General features: G+C 34.0%; 14 protein-coding genes. 2 read left to right on the top strand and 12 right to left on the bottom strand.

Annotation, left to right across the window (positions count from 1 at the left end):
- Positions 1-52 precede the first annotated feature (52 nt).
- The 11 genes from ICJ83_RS16265 to thrA form a co-directional block, all read right to left on the bottom strand.
- Positions 53-1030, bottom strand: a complete 978-nt coding sequence (locus ICJ83_RS16265) for a Gfo/Idh/MocA family protein (RefSeq protein WP_188231469.1) — start codon at positions 1028-1030, stop codon at positions 53-55.
- Positions 1031-1181: 151 nt separating this feature from the next.
- Complete coding sequence (locus ICJ83_RS16260; protein WP_188231468.1) at positions 1182-1928, bottom strand: YebC/PmpR family DNA-binding transcriptional regulator; 747 nt, start codon at positions 1926-1928, stop codon at positions 1182-1184.
- Positions 1929-2050: 122 nt separating this feature from the next.
- The gene (locus tag ICJ83_RS16255; protein ID WP_188231467.1) at positions 2051-2347 is read right to left on the bottom strand and encodes a 4a-hydroxytetrahydrobiopterin dehydratase; all 297 of its coding nucleotides are present in this window, start codon (positions 2345-2347) and stop codon (positions 2051-2053) included.
- 64 nt (positions 2348-2411) lie between these two features.
- Positions 2412-3248, bottom strand: a complete 837-nt coding sequence (locus ICJ83_RS16250; RefSeq protein ID WP_188231466.1) for a sugar nucleotide-binding protein — start codon at positions 3246-3248, stop codon at positions 2412-2414.
- A 19-nt stretch (positions 3249-3267) separates the two neighbouring features.
- Positions 3268-4350: a glycine cleavage system aminomethyltransferase GcvT gene (gene gcvT / locus ICJ83_RS16245; RefSeq protein WP_188231465.1), complete on the bottom strand. Its 1083-nt coding sequence runs from the start codon at positions 4348-4350 to the stop codon at positions 3268-3270.
- Between the two features lie 105 nt (positions 4351-4455).
- Positions 4456-4707: a CBU_0592 family membrane protein gene (locus ICJ83_RS16240; protein WP_188231464.1), complete on the bottom strand. Its 252-nt coding sequence runs from the start codon at positions 4705-4707 to the stop codon at positions 4456-4458.
- Positions 4704-5267: a sugar O-acetyltransferase gene (locus tag ICJ83_RS16235; protein WP_188231463.1), complete on the bottom strand. Its 564-nt coding sequence runs from the start codon at positions 5265-5267 to the stop codon at positions 4704-4706. The genes ICJ83_RS16240 and ICJ83_RS16235 overlap by 4 nt, the downstream gene beginning before the upstream one ends.
- Positions 5268-5375: 108 nt before the next feature.
- A complete protein-coding gene (locus ICJ83_RS16230) occupies positions 5376-7007 on the bottom strand; it encodes a sulfatase family protein (RefSeq protein WP_188231462.1) in 1632 nt (543 codons plus the stop codon).
- Between the two features lie 106 nt (positions 7008-7113).
- A complete protein-coding gene (gene thrC, locus ICJ83_RS16225) occupies positions 7114-8406 on the bottom strand; it encodes a threonine synthase (protein WP_188231461.1) in 1293 nt (430 codons plus the stop codon).
- Positions 8407-8431: 25 nt separating this feature from the next.
- Positions 8432-9355, bottom strand: a complete 924-nt coding sequence (locus ICJ83_RS16220) for a homoserine kinase (RefSeq protein ID WP_188231486.1) — start codon at positions 9353-9355, stop codon at positions 8432-8434.
- 95 nt (positions 9356-9450) lie between these two features.
- The gene (gene thrA / locus ICJ83_RS16215; RefSeq protein WP_188231460.1) at positions 9451-11898 is read right to left on the bottom strand and encodes a bifunctional aspartate kinase/homoserine dehydrogenase I; all 2448 of its coding nucleotides are present in this window, start codon (positions 11896-11898) and stop codon (positions 9451-9453) included.
- A gap of 401 nt (positions 11899-12299) precedes the next feature.
- Between thrA and ICJ83_RS16210 the strand changes: the two genes are divergently transcribed.
- A complete protein-coding gene (locus tag ICJ83_RS16210) occupies positions 12300-13850 on the top strand; it encodes an NAD(P)H-hydrate dehydratase (protein WP_188231459.1) in 1551 nt (516 codons plus the stop codon).
- A 53-nt stretch (positions 13851-13903) separates the two neighbouring features.
- On the opposite strand, the gene ICJ83_RS16205 is transcribed toward ICJ83_RS16210, so the two are convergent.
- Positions 13904-15280 (bottom strand): TlpA family protein disulfide reductase, encoded by a 1377-nt coding sequence (locus tag ICJ83_RS16205; RefSeq protein ID WP_188231458.1) that lies wholly within the window; start codon positions 15278-15280, stop codon positions 13904-13906.
- 712 nt (positions 15281-15992) lie between these two features.
- Between ICJ83_RS16205 and ICJ83_RS16200 the strand changes: the two genes are divergently transcribed.
- Positions 15993-17926: hypothetical protein (locus ICJ83_RS16200; protein ID WP_188231457.1), on the top strand; the 1934-nt coding region annotated here is incomplete at its 3' end.

Genomic DNA, 17926 nt, shown 5'->3' with positions numbered 1-17926 from the left:
ATTATCAGTTTAAAGAATTCCTATAGAAACGTTAAAATATTTAAAGAATATTTTATAAAACACCTAATATTTTATCCATTATCCAACTGGTGTGAAGTGCTGTGCCTCCAAGTGAAGGGTGTATATAGTTTTCTTCCAAAAGCATATTACGCATATCTTCTACATGATGCATTTGAACATGTTTAGGATGTTCGATGTGTAACGTTTCTCTATTATTATTACTTCTCAATTTGATTGGTTTGTCTTGAAAAATTGCAAATTCAATGTAACCTTCAGTTCCTTGAATGATGACCTTATCCAATTGGTCGTTACAGTTAAAATTCCAGTAGGCTGATCCCGTAATGTTATTTTCATGAATCCAACAGGCCGTAATAGCATCTTTGGCAGTGTAATTATTTGCTTGATTCACAGCAAAACCTTTAACTTCTTTAACAGGACCTAAAACAAAAGTAAAATAATCTAATCCATGACTTGCTAAATCGTCAAAGTAGCCTCCAGGTGCAATTTTAGAATCGGTTCTCCAGTAATATTCATCAGAAATATCAATGGAAGATGCAGGTTTACTAAATTGCCAATTTATATGTCTTACTGTTCCAATGTCATTATTATCGATCCATGATTTTATTTGCGTAAACCTCGGTAAGGAGCGGCGGTAATAAGCTACGAAAAGAGGGATGTTTTTATCTTTAAAAGCATTGTAAACGGTTAAGCTTTGCTCGTAATTAGGAGCCATAGGTTTTTCAATACAACATATCTTACCTGCTTTTGCAACTTTTAGAGCATAAAACATATGTGAATCGGGAGGGGTTGCTATATAAACCGCATCAATATCGGAATCGTTTATTAATTGATCGGCATCTGTATAGTATTTTTGAATTTGGTGGCGTTTAGCGTAGTCTTTCACTTTTTCGAGATTACGCCGCATTACGGCGACTAGCTCAAATCCTTTTGTAAATTTATATGCAGGTCCACTTTTAATTTCAGTAACATCACCACAACCGATAATACCCCATTTTATAGTTTTATTCATTTTTTATGGTTAAAATTTGAATATTAAAATTAAAACTTATTGGAGGAAAAACTATTAATAAACAACAACTTTGTGTTAAGAATTTAATTAAAATAGGAAAGGCTATCATAATTATTGATAGCCTTTAAATATTATCTGAAAATTCTAATTATTACTCAGCACTTTCTTCCATGGTATGATATACATTTTGCACATCGTCGTCTTCCTCAAGTTTTTCCAATAGTTTTTCAACATCAGCGACTTGTTCTTCATTTAATTTTTTAGTGACTTGAGGTATGCGCTCAAAACCAGATGATAAAATTTCGATGTTATTATCTTCTAAATAGGCTTGTATTTTACCAAAGCTTTCAAAAGGGGCGTAAATCATTACGCTAGTAACTTCGTTGCCATCGGCATCCTCTTCAGTGTCTTCAAAAATTTCTTCAACACCAAAATCTATAAGTTCTAACTCAAGTTCTTCCATGTCCAAACCTTCAGCTTTCACCTTGAAATTACAAGTGTGATCGAACATAAAAACTACAGAGCCAGAAGTTCCTAAACTACCTTCGCACTTATTAAAATAACTACGCACATTAGCAACGGTTCTCGTGTTGTTGTCGGTTGCAGTTTCAACTAATATGGCAATACCGTGAGGTGCGTAACCTTCAAAAATAACTTCTTTGTAATCGCCTTGACTTTTATCGGAAGCACGTTTTATAGCACGTTCAATATTGTCTTTTGGCATGTTTACCGATTTGGCATTTTGAATGACTGCACGCAATCTTGAGTTGCTATCCGGGTCGGGACCGCCTTCTTTTACTGCCATTACAATATCTTTACCAATGCGAGTAAACGCCTTACTCATTGCCGACCAGCGTTTCATTTTACGTGCTTTTCTAAACTCAAAAGCTCTTCCCATATTATAAAATCTTTATGTTACCGCCATTTAAAGCTTGGCGTTTCAAGGTTATTGTTTTTTATCCGAATGCAAATTTAAAAAAATCTGTAAAGCTTATGCATTACATTTAAAATTGTTATTGATTAATCTTCATCTTCGGGTTCGACAATGGCTTCGATGGCTTTGGCTAATGCAAAATCCTTGTCGGTTACGCCGTGTTCTGAGTGTGTTGATAAAGAAATAGTAAGCACATTATAGGTGTTAGACCAATCAGGATGGTGATTTAAGGCTTCACATTCAAATGCGATGCGACTCATCGCACTAAAGCAGTCTTTAAAATTTTCAAATTCAAATTCGGCATGTATGGCATCGTCGTAATAGTCCCATTCTGGTAAATGTAATAAACGTTTTTCAATATCTTGTTCTGATAATTTGCTCATAATTAATGATTTTAATAGTTGTAATAATTAACCACAATGTAGTAATTTCGGATTGTAAAATCAATTATATTTCCAACTCTGTTAAAATTTCCTGACTAAGTAATTGCAAATTTTTTGGCAGCATATTGTATTTCGGTAAAACGGCTAAATAGCGGTCGTCGTTTGTGGTATATACTCTTTTATAGATTGCTTTTTTTAGTCCCGATACATTAATTATTTCCCGGATAAATTCGTCATGATGCACCAAATCTGTACTTCCTAAATGAAACACCCCCGATTTATTACGATTAATTATATAATGAATTTGCTGAGTCAGTTTAGTGTGAGTGGTTACATTCATGATAAGATTAGGGAAAATTTCTACAGGTTCCTTGTCTTTAATTAATTGTGCCAGTTCTTTTAAACGCGGGGAGTAAGGCCCAAAAACCATAGGAAGCCTTAAAATAGCGACTTTCTTTTTTGGTAACCTTAAAAGCATATTTTCAATTTTTATCTTAAAATGACCATATATACTGTTGCTAAGGGTTTTATCTTCCTCATAACTGGGATATTTACTATAAGCATCGAAAACATTAGCTGAAGATAAAAATATGCATTTTGTATTGTGGCTGGAAATGTATTCGGAAATGTGTTTGTGTGCAATAAATTGGGTTGCAAAGTCACCGCGAAGTGCCGAAATGATAATACTTGGTTTTACGATATTTAAAATTTCATAAATATCGTCTTCCTGAAAATTATACTGAAAAAAATGTTGATTTTTTTCTAACTGGCTGTTATTAATATTGTACGTTCCAAAGGTGTTAAAGTAGGGGCATAGCTCTTTGTATATGGCATTACCTAAAAAGCCGCTAGCCCCTAAAATAAGTATTCTATGTTTTCCTTTGTTGGCCAGCCTTTTCATTTACATAGAATTTATGAGTTTATCCTTTGTAAAAGGGTAGTTTTACTACCTTTGCCGGAACACTATTTTTTCTTATTTGAATGTGTATCGTGTTGTTTACGGCCGATAAATCTGTTGGAACATATCCTAAACCGATACCTTTTCCTAAACTAGGTGACATAGTTCCAGAGGTTACATGGCCTATTTTGTTTCCGTCAGTATCTACGATATCATAGCCTTGACGTGGAATACCGCGCTCATTTAATTCGAATGCCACAAGTTTACGCTCTGTACCATTTTCTTTTTGTGCTTTCAAAGCATCAGCATTAGTAAAGTCTTTCGTAAATTTTGTAATCCAACCCAAACCTGCTTCGATAGGAGAGGTGGTATCGTCGATATCATTTCCGTAAAGGCAATACCCCATTTCAAGACGTAAAGTGTCTCTAGCAGCTAAACCAATTGGTTTTATACCGAAATCGGCACCTGCTTCAAAAACTTTGTCCCATACTTGTTTTACATCGTCATTCTTTACATAAATTTCAAATCCGCCGCTTCCTGTATATCCTGTAGCAGAAATAATAACATTATCTATACCTGCAAAATCGCCAACTTCAAAAGAGTAAAATTTAATAGCCGACAAATCGTGACTTGTTAAACTTTGCATAGCTTCGATAGCTTTAGGGCCTTGGATAGCAAGTAATGAGTAATCATCACTTAAATTACGCATTTGGGCTCCTACATCGTTTTTAGATTGAATCCAATTCCAATCTTTATCAATATTACTCGCATTAACAACCAATAAGTATTGTTCTTCTTTTATTTTGTAGATAATTAAATCGTCTACAATACCGCCATTATCATTAGGCATACAGCTATATTGGGCTTTTCCGACCGTTAATTTAGAAGCATCGTTACTAGAAACTTTTTGTATTAAAGTTAAAGCATGTTCGCCTTCAATTAAAAACTCACCCATGTGTGATACATCAAAAACACCAACAGCGTTTCTTACTGTTTCGTGTTCAATATTTACTCCTTCGTATTGTACCGGCATGTTATATCCTGCAAAAGGTACCATTTTAGCGCCCAGGGCAATATGAGTTTCTGTTAAGGCTGTGTTTTTCATTTACGTATTATTTTAGTTTGTTCCGCAAATGTATTGAAATTTTATAGATCGCTTATTTTATGAAAAGTTAAATTGAACTTAAGAAATTACAGTTGATGGATGTGGTTATGATATATTAGTCGTATTTGTAAGGGTTTTAAGAAGTGCTACCAATGAAACCAAAGCCCAAACTCCTTCAAGAATAATGAAAGGCCAATAATTTAAAAGCACAGATGCATAGCAAGCCATTGTTGCACCAATGCAATTTAATAAAATGAAGGCAATGTGTGAATTTGATATTGTGTTTGTTACGTTTAAAATATAAGCCAAAAGGATGAGTGCAACACCCATAAAGCCCAGCCAATCGGTAAGATTCATTTAATTTTCTGATTAAGTTTTTTTATTACTCTAGCAGGGTTACCAACTGCTAAACAATCTGCTGGAATATCTTTGGTAACTACCGAACCAGCTCCAATAACTGCTCGATCTCCAATGGTTACACCTGGGCAAATGGTGGCATGACCACCAATCCAACATTCTTCTCCAATAGTTACTGGTCTCACATCTTCCCAGACACGCCGGTCTTCAATTTCAAGGGGATGCCTGGCCGTATAAATATGAACACCCGGAGCTATTAACGTTTTTCGACCAATAGTTACTTTGGCACCATCAAGTATTACGGCTCCAAAGTTTATAAAAACACCATCACCAGCAAATATATTCTCACCATAGTCACAATGAAACGGAGGTTCTAAATGGATATTCTTGGCAGAATTCGGACAAAGCTCATTAATTGTTTTCTGAAATTTTTCGGTGTAATATTCTGTAACGTTAAGTTTATGCAGGATATGTTTTATTCTTGTTCTGATGTTTATCATTTCATCACAATGCGCATCAAAAGGTTCTCCTGCAAGCATTTTTTCCTTTTCGGTTTTCATGACGTTTGTTGTTAATGTATAAAGTTACGCGATTTATGTTGTTTGAAAATGTGCTATATCTCTTTTTTAATAAAAAAAGCGTCTCAAAAATGAAACGCTTTTTAAAATTTAATGGGTATCTTTTTTTTCGTTATATCGCTTTATAAATTTCTGATCTAATTCAGGTGAATCTTTATATTTTAAACGCATAGCTTTTAGTTCCTGTTTAAGCTTAGTAACTATCTCACTGTATTCTGGATTGTTGTAAACATTAGTCATTTCCTGTGGGTCCTTTTTTAAATCGTATAGTTCCCATTCATCAACATCATGATAAAAATGAATTAACTTAAAGTCTTTGGTAGCCATTCCATAATGCCTTTTAACTGCATGTTCCCCAGGATATTCGTAGTAATGATAATATACACCATCTCTATTCCATTCTTTTGTATTACCAGTTAACAGCGGCAATAAACTTTCTCCTTGCATATCATCAGGAATAGCTATTCCAGCAGCTTCTAAAAATGTTTGCGCAAAATCCAAATTTTGTACCATTTCATCGCTTGTAATACCAGGTTTTATTTTATTGGGCCATTTTATCATGAGCGGTGTTTTAAATGATTCGCTGTACATAAATCGCTTATCAAACCAACCGTGTTCTCCTAAATAAAATCCCTGGTCGGAAGTATATACCACTATAGTGTTATCTTCCAGGTTGTTCGCTTTTAAATAGTTAAGAACACGCCCTATATTGTCATCTACACTCGATATACATGCCAGATAGTCCTGCATATAGCGTTGGTATTTCCATTTTGTCTTTTCTTTTTCGCTCATGGTTAACCATTTGGATTTAAAGTCTAGATTTATAGAATCTAAAATAGGCATATACATAGCTTTTTGCTCGTCATTCATTCTATGAAACTCACTATAATTAAATAGTTTTGCATTTCTTTCATCAACTTCAATGCCTAATTCTTCGATGGTTTTAGGAAATACTTTTAAATCGTAAGACAGAAGCATATGTTTTAAGATGTTCATTTCTGCTGTTTTTGCAGCTGTTCCGCGTGAGGCATAATCATCAAAAAGAGTTTCAGGTTCTGGGAAAGTTTTCTGTGTATATTCTTTAAATTTATCAGGTTTTGGCCACCAAGCTCTGTGGGGTGCTTTGTGTAAATACATCAATAAAAACGGTTTTGTTGTATCACGCTTTTTGTCCATCCACTCGATAGACATATCTGTAATGATATCGGTAGCATACCCCTGTTTATTGATCTTTTCGCCATTCTTTGTAATAAAATCGGGATTTATATAGCTTCCTTGACCCGGTAAAATCATAAGGTCATCAACACCTTTAGGATTATTCCCAAAGTGAAGTTTTCCAAACATCGCCGTTTGATATCCTGCCTTCTGAAATAATTGAGGGAAAGTAACTTGTGTGGTGTCAAATGGTGATAAATTATCTATTTTCCCGTTAATATGTGTGTGTTTTCCTGTTAGAATAGTTGCCCGTGAAGGGGCACATATAGAATTTGTAACGGTGGCATTGGTAAATAATATTCCCTCCTTTGCAATTCGGTCAATATGAGGTGTAGTGGTTAATTTATCGCTGTAGGCACTTATGGCCTGATAGGCATGATCGTCAGACATGATAAAAATAATATTTGGACGCTGACTTGGTTTGTCTTCCTTTTTTTTTGCAGATTTTGCACAAGAAACGACTAAGGTAAGACTAAGTAATAGTGTTGAAAATTGGTTTAAATTCATCTTTAAAATGATAAGCTGGGAGTGATTAAATTAGAATGTTTGCGGTGTAAATATAATGATTCAGATGTTTCAAAAAAAAGGTGTTCCTCAAAGAAACACCTTTTTTTTAGTTTAAAAGAAAATCCTTTAAATCATCATAACCGGTAATGACAAACGATTCTTTTTCTTTATCAATTACCTCTTTTATTTGTTCTGGTAAAGGTTGTTTTTCTTGAATAACATCTTCAACTACATCCAAAAATTTGGTAGGATGTGCAGTTTCTAAAAACACACAGTGTGTATTCGGGTTTTCTTTTAAATAGGCTTTGCATCCAAGATAACCAACTGCACCATGCGGGTCGGCAACATAATTATATTTATTGTATATTTCTTTCATTGCTACTCTGGTTTCATCATCAGAATAACTGAAAGATGATAGGTTTTGTTTTAAATTTTCAAAATTGTTCTTATAAATTTCCTGAATACGGATAAAATTACTTGGCGCCCCTACATCCATAGCATTACTAATGGTTTGAATAGATGGTTTTGGTTCGTATAATTTTGATACTAGGTAGCGTGTTACCACATTATTAGCGTTATTTGAAGCTACGAAATGTTTAATAGGTAAACCTAGTTGCTGCGCCATCATACCAGCACATATATTTCCAAAGTTTCCACTAGGAACCGAAAACACGATATCTTTATGTTTATTATGTAACTGCTTGTAGGCAAACATAAAATAAAATAGTTGGGGTAACCAACGCGCCACATTTATGGAATTTGCAGATGTGAGTTGCATCTTATTGGTAAGGCTATCATCTAAAAAAGCTTTTTTTACCATAGCCTGACAATCATCAAAAGTGCCATTAACTTCCAAAGCTTTTATATTTTGACCTAAAGTAGTTAATTGCTTTTCCTGAATATCGCTAACTTTTCCGCTAGGGTAGAGTATAACTACATTAACCCCTTTAACACCTAAAAATCCGTTGGCAACAGCACCTCCAGTATCTCCCGATGTGGCTACTAAAACCGTTACTTCTTTTTCATTGTTTTTGTTGAAATATCCTAGACAACGCGCCATAAATCGAGCGCCAACATCTTTAAACGCCATTGTTGGCCCATGAAAAAGTTCTAATACAGAGATATTTTCGTTTAATTGAATAACAGGAAATTCAAAAGAAAGCGTTTCTTCAACAATAGTTTTAAGGGTTTCCTCTGGTATTTCAGGTGATACAAATTGTTTGATGGCTTCAAAAGCAATCTCAGAATAGGATAAGTTATCTATATTTTCAAAAAATGACTTCGGAAGTGGCGCTATGGTTTCTGGAAAGTATAACCCTTTATCAGGAGCCAATCCTTTTATAACTGCATCTTTAAACGATGATTTTGGTGCTTGGTGGTTTAATGAGTAATAGTTCATTTTATTATCAAGTAATAATCAATAGTTAGTTTAATATTTTGATTCCGTAAGTGTTTATTGGGGAAACATGAACATCGAAATCAATATCTGTTTTTGCGTATATGGCTTTTATACTTTCAGCAACGTTATTAGCGGTTTCTAAGCCTTCATTTAGTGTGAAAACGGAAGGTCCTGAACCCGAAATTCCTGCACCTAATGCCCCTGCATGTAAGGCTGCCTTTTTCACTTCATCATAATATGGAATCAGTTGACTTCGATAAGGTTCAACAATAACGTCATTTAAAGATCTTTGTATTAAACCAAAATTGCTAGTGTGTAACCCATGAATTAAACTGCCAAAATTTGCCCACTGGGTAATTGCATTATTCAAGGCCACATCTTTAGGTAAAATAGCTCTGGCCTCACTCGTTTTTATTTCTATTTGAGGATGAATTATTGTAGCGTATAAATTTTCAGGACAAGGAATTTCAAGAATTTCTAAAGGATCTAAACTTTTTACAAGTGTAAAACCTCCAAACATAGCAGGAGCCAGATTGTCGGCATGCTCGCATTTACTGGCCAAAGCTTCTCCTTTTATAGCAAATTCGGTAAGTTGTGTTTTGTTAAACGGACGGCCTAGTAGCTCATTTATGCCGAAAACACTACCAACAGCACTTGCAGCACTACTGCCTATACCGCTACCAGGTTTAATGTTTTTGTAAATTTCAATTTCAAAGCCAAAATCGACATCTAAAGCATTGTACATAGCTAAAGCTGAAACACCTGCTACATTTTCATCTGCTTGGTAAGGTAAATCAAAGCCTTCTATATGTGTTATATGAATACCTTTTTTTTCTACTTTTCTAATTACCATCTCGTCACCAACACTGTCTAGGCAAAAGCCCATAACATCGAAACCGCAGGCAACGTTAGCTACTGTAGCTGGTGAAAATATTTTTATTTCATTCATTTTTTCTATCAGATAGTTTTCAGCTGCACTAGAGCAATAGCTGGTACTTTTTTTATACAAAGTCATCTTAAATTGTGTTTAACAGAGACCATTTTTTAGTTATTTCCAATTCTAATAATATCGGCAAATAAACCTGATGCGGTAACATCGGCACCAGCACCCGCACCTTTGATGATCATTGGTTGATTAGCGTAGCGGTTCGTGTAAAACATCACGATGTTATCGCTACCTTTTAAATTGTAAAACGGGTGGTCTGATGGAATTTCTTGTAAACTCACATTTGCTTTACCTTCATTAAATTGTGCTACATATTTTAACTGACACCCTTTGGCTTTCGCCGATGCATATAATGCCTGATAATGGGCTTCGTCTGCAATTAAAGTTTTATAAAAATCATCTACACTAGTACTTTTTAAGCCTGCCTCGGATAAAAATGGTTTGTTTTCGATATCTTCTAAATTCATTTCGATACCACTTTCCCTTGCTAAGATTAAAATTTTTCTTGCAACATCTACGCCACTTAAATCAATTCTGGGGTCCGGCTCGGTGTATCCTTCGGCAGCAGCCTGTTTAACAACATCGTAAAATTTAGTGTTGTCATTAAAATTATTAAATACAAAGTTTAAACTTCCAGACAAAACAGCATGGATAGAGGTTACTTTATCGCCAGAAGCTACAAGATTATTTAAGGTATCTATAATAGGTAATCCAGCACCAACATTGGTTTCAAATAAAAATGGCGCATTGTATTTAAGCGATAAACGTTTTAATAATTTATAGTTGTCAAAATCACTTGAACAAGCTATTTTGTTACAGGCTACAACACCTATGCTCTGACGTAAATAATGTTGATATAAATTGGCTACATCGCTATTTGCAGTAACATCAACAAAAATACTATTACGTAAGTTTAGTGCTTTGGTATTTTCGAAAAAACCTTCTAATGAAGCTGATTCTCCATTATTTAATTGAACTTTCCAATCGCTTAAATCGATGCCGTCCTCATTAAAAATCATTTTTCTGGAATTCGACAAACCTGCTACTCGAAGGTTTATTTTAAGATTTTCCTTTAAATATTTACGTTGCTGTTTTATTTGCTCAACCAGTTTTTCGCCAACATTACCAACTCCAGTGATAAAGACATTAAGTTGTTTTGTTTTAGATTCAAAAAACTGCTCATGTAAAGTGTTTAAGGCTTTTTTTACATCCTTTTCCGCAATAACGGCAGAAATATTTTTTTCAGAAGCGCCTTGAGCAATCGCTCTGATATTAATATTATTTCGTCCTAGCGCACTAAACATTTTACCACTAATACCTTGATGATTTTTCATGTTATCACCAACTAAAGCTACAATTGAAAGTCCCTTTTCGACAAGAATAGGGTCTATTTTATGTAGTTGTATTTCGTTTTCAAAAGTAGCATCGATGGCGTTTTTAGCTATTTCGGTATCACTTTCATCAATTCCTAAACAAATAGAATGTTCTGAAGATGCTTGTGTGATAAGAATAACATTTATTTTTTCCTGTGATAAGGTTTCGAACAAACGTTTGGAAAATCCGGGAATACCTACCATACCACTACCTTGTAAAGTGATTAGTGCAATATTTCCAATATTACTAATCCCTTTTACTACGGACCCGTTAGCTGGAATTTCTTCATTTGATATTATAGTACCAACAGCTTCCGGTTCCATGGTGTTTTTTATATGTATTGGAATATTTAAATCCAACACAGGTTGTACCGTAGGAGGATATAGAACTTTAGCACCAAAATGCGAAAGTTCCATTGCTTCCTGATAGGATATTTTTTTAATAGGATAAGCTTGTTTTACTAATTTAGGGTTAGTTGTAAACATCCCACTAACATCGGTCCATATTTCTAATTGTTCTACTTTTAAAGCAGCGGCAACTATGGCAGCCGTAAAATCTGAACCACCACGTCCCAGCGTTGTTTGCTCCCCTAATCTAGATTTTGAAATAAAACCTGGTAATATGGTAACTTGTTCTTTAGCTTCTTTAAAATAAGCTTGTATGTTAGTATTGGTAACTCCGTAATTCACTTCGGCTTTTGTGAAATTAGAATTGGTAAGAATAAGGTCTTGCGAATTTTTTCGTGCTGCCGACATATCCCTATTTTTCATAGTTTCAGCAATAATGTACGAAGAAAGTAATTCGCCAAAACTCACTAATTTATCCGATGTTTTTGGTGACAATTCATTGATTAAAAAGATGCCATCCAACAAACTTTTCAACGCATTTAATTTATCCTCCACATAGGAAACAATACTATCATGGTTATCAGAATTAAGCTCTTTTATAAGCTTAAAATGAATATCCTTAATAAGTTCGAACGTTTCTAAATAATTATTGTCTTTATTTTTGGCTTGCCTACCAGCTAAAAGTAACTTGTCTGTAATCCCGCCAACAGCCGAAACGACACATACAATAGCATCAGTTTTAGCATAATTTTGTAGAATATTTATAACGTTGTTAATGTTTTTTGATGAACCAACAGAAGTTCCTCCAAATTTTAAAACTTTCATGTTTTAATTAGTTGATGTTTTAATAAAAAATGTTTTTTTGATTGTAATTGTATAATTACAAAACTAGCCCGAAGTAGATATATAATTAGCAACCCCAAAGGGTTGTAATAATTGTAGTTGTACCAAAAATAGAAGTCTGCCCTTTTGTTGAAAAAGCGTGCATTAGGCTAGTATTTTGGTTTAAAAGAATCATTATTTCTGTAATAGAACATGTCAAATGTATTACTTTTAATGTTATAAAAAAACAAATTATAATTTTTTATGGTATTCTTATAATGGGCAGATTTTAATTTAATAAAATTCATGATAGGTTTTAAGAATTGAAAATTCGACAAAACGAATTCAATCACTTAATTGGTGATGCTTAAAAAAATATTGGAACTAAACGATACATAGAATAAATGAAAATATTTTCTAAAGAACAGATTTACAAAGGAGACCGTTTAACTGTAGAACGCCAAAATATAAGCTCTACGGATTTAATGGAACGTGCCGGAATTCAAATCTTTAATTGGATTCACCAGCATATGCAGGGAGCACAAGTACCAATTCATATTTTTTGCGGTATTGGAAACAATGGGGGAGATGGTTTGGTTTTGGCAAGGCATTTAATATTGGATGGTTATAACGTTAAAACATATATTGTTAATTACAGTGATAAACGATCGAAAGATTTTTTAATTAATTATGATAGAATTAAGCAGGTTACAAAAGACTGGCCTACCTTATTAAAAGAAGGAGATGAATTTCCTGAAATACGTGAAAAAGATATCATAGTAGATGCTATTTTTGGTATAGGTCTAAACCGCCCAATACAGCGATGGGTATTGCTACTCTTCAAACATTTAGATGCGTCTAGAGCTTTTACACTTTCGGTAGATATTCCATCCGGTTTACAAACAAATAAAGTTCCTGAAAGTGATTTGTGTGTTGTTAAGGCTAATTACACGTTAAGTTTTGTGAATCCGAAACTTGTGTTTTTTCTACCCGACACAGCTAAGTTCACCGATCAGTGGGAAGTTTTGGATATAGGATTTGATAACACATATATTTTTGAAACCGAAACAGAAGCTAATGTAATAGGTAAAAATGAAGTCATCCCACTTTATATACCTAGAAATAGATTTTCACATAAAGGTCATTTTGGTCACGCTTTAATAGTAGGCGGTAGCTATGGTAAAATTGGAGCAGTAATTTTAGCCTCGAAAGCGGCGTTAGCAACAGGTGCTGGATTAGTTTCTTCTTACGTGCCAAAATGTGGTTATATTCCATTACAATCTTCGTTTCCTGAAGCTATGGTAATTACTGATAACAACGAAATGGAAATCACGAATATATCATATAACTTTGAACCCACGGTTATAGGCATTGGTATAGGTATGGGAACCTCAGAAAATACTATAGATGCTTTTTCAAAATATTTAGAAACGAATAAAAAGCCATTGGTAGTAGATGCCGACGGGCTTAACATCTTGTCAAAATCACTTGATTTAATGAGTTATTTACCTAAAGGTTCTGTGTTAACGCCACACCCAAAAGAATTAGAACGTTTAATAGGAACTTGGGATGATGACTTTGACAAAATTGATAAAGTGAAAGCTTTTTCTAAAAAATATAAAGTTGTGGTTGTCATTAAAGGAGCTCATACAATAACCGTTTATGAAAATAAATTGTATATAAATGCAACAGGTAATCCTGGCATGGCTACTGCGGGTAGTGGAGATGTCTTGACCGGAATAATAACAGGGCTTGTTGCACAAGGTTATGAGCCGCTAATTGCAGCCGTTTTTGGAGTTTATTTACACGGTAAGTCAGGAGATATAGCATCAGAAGATTATGGGTATGAAAATTTAATAGCAAGTCATATAATTAGCTATTTAGGTGAAGGGTTTCTAGATTTATTTAAACGACCAGAGACTACGCAACAACAAGAGCAGGAAGAAAATAAGTAAACCTAAAAAAGGCTGCAAAAATTTGCAGCCTTTTTATGTGATTTAAACATTGTTTATATGTCTAGTGTTGAAAATAGTTCGGTTAAATCTGGGTTTGATGGCCTTGGTGCATTCGAATTAACAATATTTCCAGCTGGGTCAATCAAAATAAATCTTGGAATACCCGTAATTTGGTAATCTTGAACAAATTGAGATTTCCAATCATTATCTGCAAATAACTGAACTCCTTTTAATTCTTTATCAGCAACCATTGTTTTCCATTTTTCAAAGTCCTTTTGCTTATCGATTGATATACTAACAAATTCTATGTTCTTATCGTGAAATTTAGCTTCAACTTCTTTTAAATAAGGAATCTCACGTTTACATGGCCCACACCAGGTAGCCCACACATCGATGTACACATATTTTCCTTTTAAATCAGCTAACGAGGTTGTTCCACCTTCATAATTAACATAATTAGCGAAAGAAGGAGACGGTTTTCCTTTGGCGATAGCTGTTAGTTTATCATAAACCTCCTTCACCGCAGCATTGTTTTCTGCGTTAGTTGAGTTGTCCATGTATAGTTTATAGAGAGCATCAATATCATTTGATCTGCCAAGAGATTCTTTGGTGAAATTAAACAAAATAGCATTTTTCATTTCCTGATTACTTAAAGGAATGATGGATTTTAAATAAGCTATATCGTAATCAATGGCTTCATCTTTAGATAAATCCATAGCTTTATCTTTATAATGTGTTTGTGCCAGATTTTGATAATAAACAGAATAGTTATAATCTTCGAAATTATTAAAATCAACCGTGCTTAAATCTGGCATGAAGTCATCAGATACTTTAAAAGTGTTGTTTTGTGTTAAGGCACGATGTGCATTTTCATAATTACTATGTATAGATAGGTATAAATAATTTATGTTTCTTAACTCTTTGGATTTGAAATCCTCATCAAGATCTTTGGTGTTTTCAAGAAAACTAATAAGCTTCTCTTTCATGTTGTTTAATTTGGCTTTAAAATCAGCCTCTTCCATGGTATAAAGCTCTCTAGGGTTTCCTATCAATTCGGTTTCTAACTCTCTTTTCTCAATTAAATAGTTATTAATTTCAGCGCCTATTCCTGTAATTATTAATGAATTTTTAGCATCAGTAACATCATAACTTACGTTAAGGTCGAATCCAGGTTCTACGTATAAGAAAACAGGTGTTTTACCATCGTATAAAATATAAGAGTTGTTATTACCGCTAAGCGTGTCTTTAAAAGTACCATTTTCAGCTATTTCTATTGCTTCTTTTACAGAACCATCTGGTGTGTTAATGGTAATACTCGAATTAGGATTTAAATTTTTTATCGTACCTCCAATCAGGGCATAGTCCACTTTAGGAGTTTCGTTACATGCCATAAAAGCAAGGGCGGTAGATAAGATTAGTAGTTTTTTCATGTTATATTTTAAATTTGATGTTATCAAAAATATAAAATCGATACTATTAGCTAGTAACTTTCACTAAATATTAACGATTTAATGAAAATCATTATTTCAATTTTTGATAATCTATAAAACGTTGATATTTTAAGATGAAATGAACGGTTTAATCACAATACAACGTTTTAATTTGCAGATGGTCTAAAAATTATTAATAAGTTAAATTCTACTTGCTAAACAGTATTTTATTACATAATTTTATGAATCCCTTTTCTACACTACGAAACATACTCTTGTTATATTACTCTCTGAAAAAATTATAGTGCATTTTGATTAATAGCAAAATTATTAATGCCCTTATATCTTCATGTGTATTCCTTAATTGAAGCTGTATGTTCTACAGTTTATATTAAAGAATCATCCTTTTTTGTTGTGGCTATTGTTAGAGCCCTCAATCTAACTGAATATAATCGTGTTTTAAGTTTGTTGAAATAACAGATTTTTAAATACACATTTTCGCTTTTGTTTTGGGTATTAAAAGCCCGATTATCTATCCTTTACGAAAAAGTTATTAGAAACCATTAAAGATGTTTAATGTGCTTGATAATTTCCAATTTACAGTTGTTGTGACAAAGTTCTTTTACTAATTAAAACTACTATTATGTTAATGAGCAATTTTACTAACTTTTTCAAGAAAGCTACATTCTTGAGATCATTTTGCTGTTTTTCTATGTCTTTTAGGAAACAGTTTACAAGTATAACCATTTATTCAGTGGTTATTGTTTTTTTAATGTCGGGTTGGCTTTCGCACGCTACACCTAATGGCATTGTACCTTACAGAATACTTACACCTGATATTCAGGAAAACTATTTTGATGTATCTGGTTTAGATAAGTATTTTGTTAATTCAAACGTTGAACAACATTTAAATCATTCAGCATCTAATAACTGTATAGATGTAGAACCATTAGAATGTAACCACACTCCTGAAAATATTATAGATGGTGATGCATCATGTGGAGATGATTTTTATAATGATGCCTTCGCCGTTTATAAATTCGATAGGTCTTTCGATGGTAATGGAGATGATGCAGATATCGTTTATTTAAAAACGAATAATTTTGCCTGTTGCGGAGAGATACTGGTTAACCCGAAAAGTGGAAATAAATGTTACGACTTAACAATAGCAGGACCAAAAGGACCAGGTATCGAGGTTGTTGAAGGGGGTACGGTTGATGCTGCTAATTGTGATTTCTCATATTTAATGAGCGATTGTGGAAACGCACCGGTAGTTGCTACTATAAACTGTGTACATAGTCAACATGAGGAGGTAAGCCATAAAATTACTTTTTTAGGTAGTACAATGGCTGATGATGATGGTTATGTGTATTGGTATTATAAGGTAGAGAATAAAATAAACGAATGTCAAGCGGTTAAAGGGATTAGCCATTTAAGTTTTGGTTTATTATCTCAAGAAGTTTGTTGTGTTCCTGAAGCTACATGTTTATTAGAAGATGTAGATTTAGAATGTCAAGCAGACTTTCCTCCGACAGAAACAGATATATACTCCGTTTTTAATGTTTTAAGTGATTGCGGACAAGAGTTAACCATGGAATTTGAAGAAGTTGAAAACGAGGATACAGCCGAGCCAGGTTATGAACTTATACAATCAATAACAAGAACGTATACGCTGTTTGCAGATGGCGTTCAATTAGCACAATGTGTGCAAACATTAAGAAATTTTTACGAACTACCATCTTATACGCGAGGTGACGGGTTAATACCAGACGATTTTAATATAGAAATCTCTGGTTGTATGCCAGAATTTGAAAATCCTTTAATAATCTCAGGTACTGCTCCAAACTTATTAACCACGTGTTTAGGTGCAACAAGAAGTAATAATTTATTGGTCGCTAATGGAACATTTACAGAAGAATCAACAGATTGTGACTGGACCATTCTAGTTGAAATTTACATAACAAATGCGCTTGGCGATCTAGCTCTAGCATATAGCGGAACAATTAGCGGTGCAGACGATACCCCTCCTGTTTTAACACACACAAATTCAGAAATGTATCCAGATGGATTTGATTTTGGTTGTGAAGAACCTGTTGAACCAACATTTATTGCAACTGATAATTGTAGTGACAATTTAGTGCCTACGGTTACACCTGGCGAAATTGTGGTTGATGGTTGTAATAGAAGTCAAACCTGGACAGCTACCGCTAGTGATGATTGTGAAACCCCAGCAGAACCTATTAGTGTAACGTATAATTGGATAGATGCACCAGCAATTACATACGATATTTTACCACAAGACGCTACAGTAAGTGCTTGTGATTATACCGATGGTGACTTTGCACAATGGGTTGAAGATCAGGAAACAGCCTTGAATTTAGGAGGTGGATGTGAGCCTATGTTATCAAGTGATTTAGGAGAGCGTACAGCTAATGCCTGTGGTGATGAAATCACAGTGACCTGGACTATTACAGATACTTGTATCGATCCAATAATGGCATCAGCTACTTATACTATAACCGCTCCACCAGCAATTACATACGATATTTTACCACAAGACGCTACAGTCAGTGCTTGTGATTATACCGATGGTGACTTTGCACAATGGGTTGAAGATCAGGAAACAGCCTTGAATTTAGGAGGTGG

Origin of the sequence: Aestuariibaculum sediminum, from assembly GCF_014596945.1 — a bacterium.
In the GTDB taxonomy this organism is placed as follows: domain Bacteria; phylum Bacteroidota; class Bacteroidia; order Flavobacteriales; family Flavobacteriaceae; genus Aestuariibaculum; species Aestuariibaculum sediminum.
The sequence above is the reverse complement of the archived record's forward strand: the minus strand, read 5'-3'. Positions and strand labels throughout refer to the sequence as shown.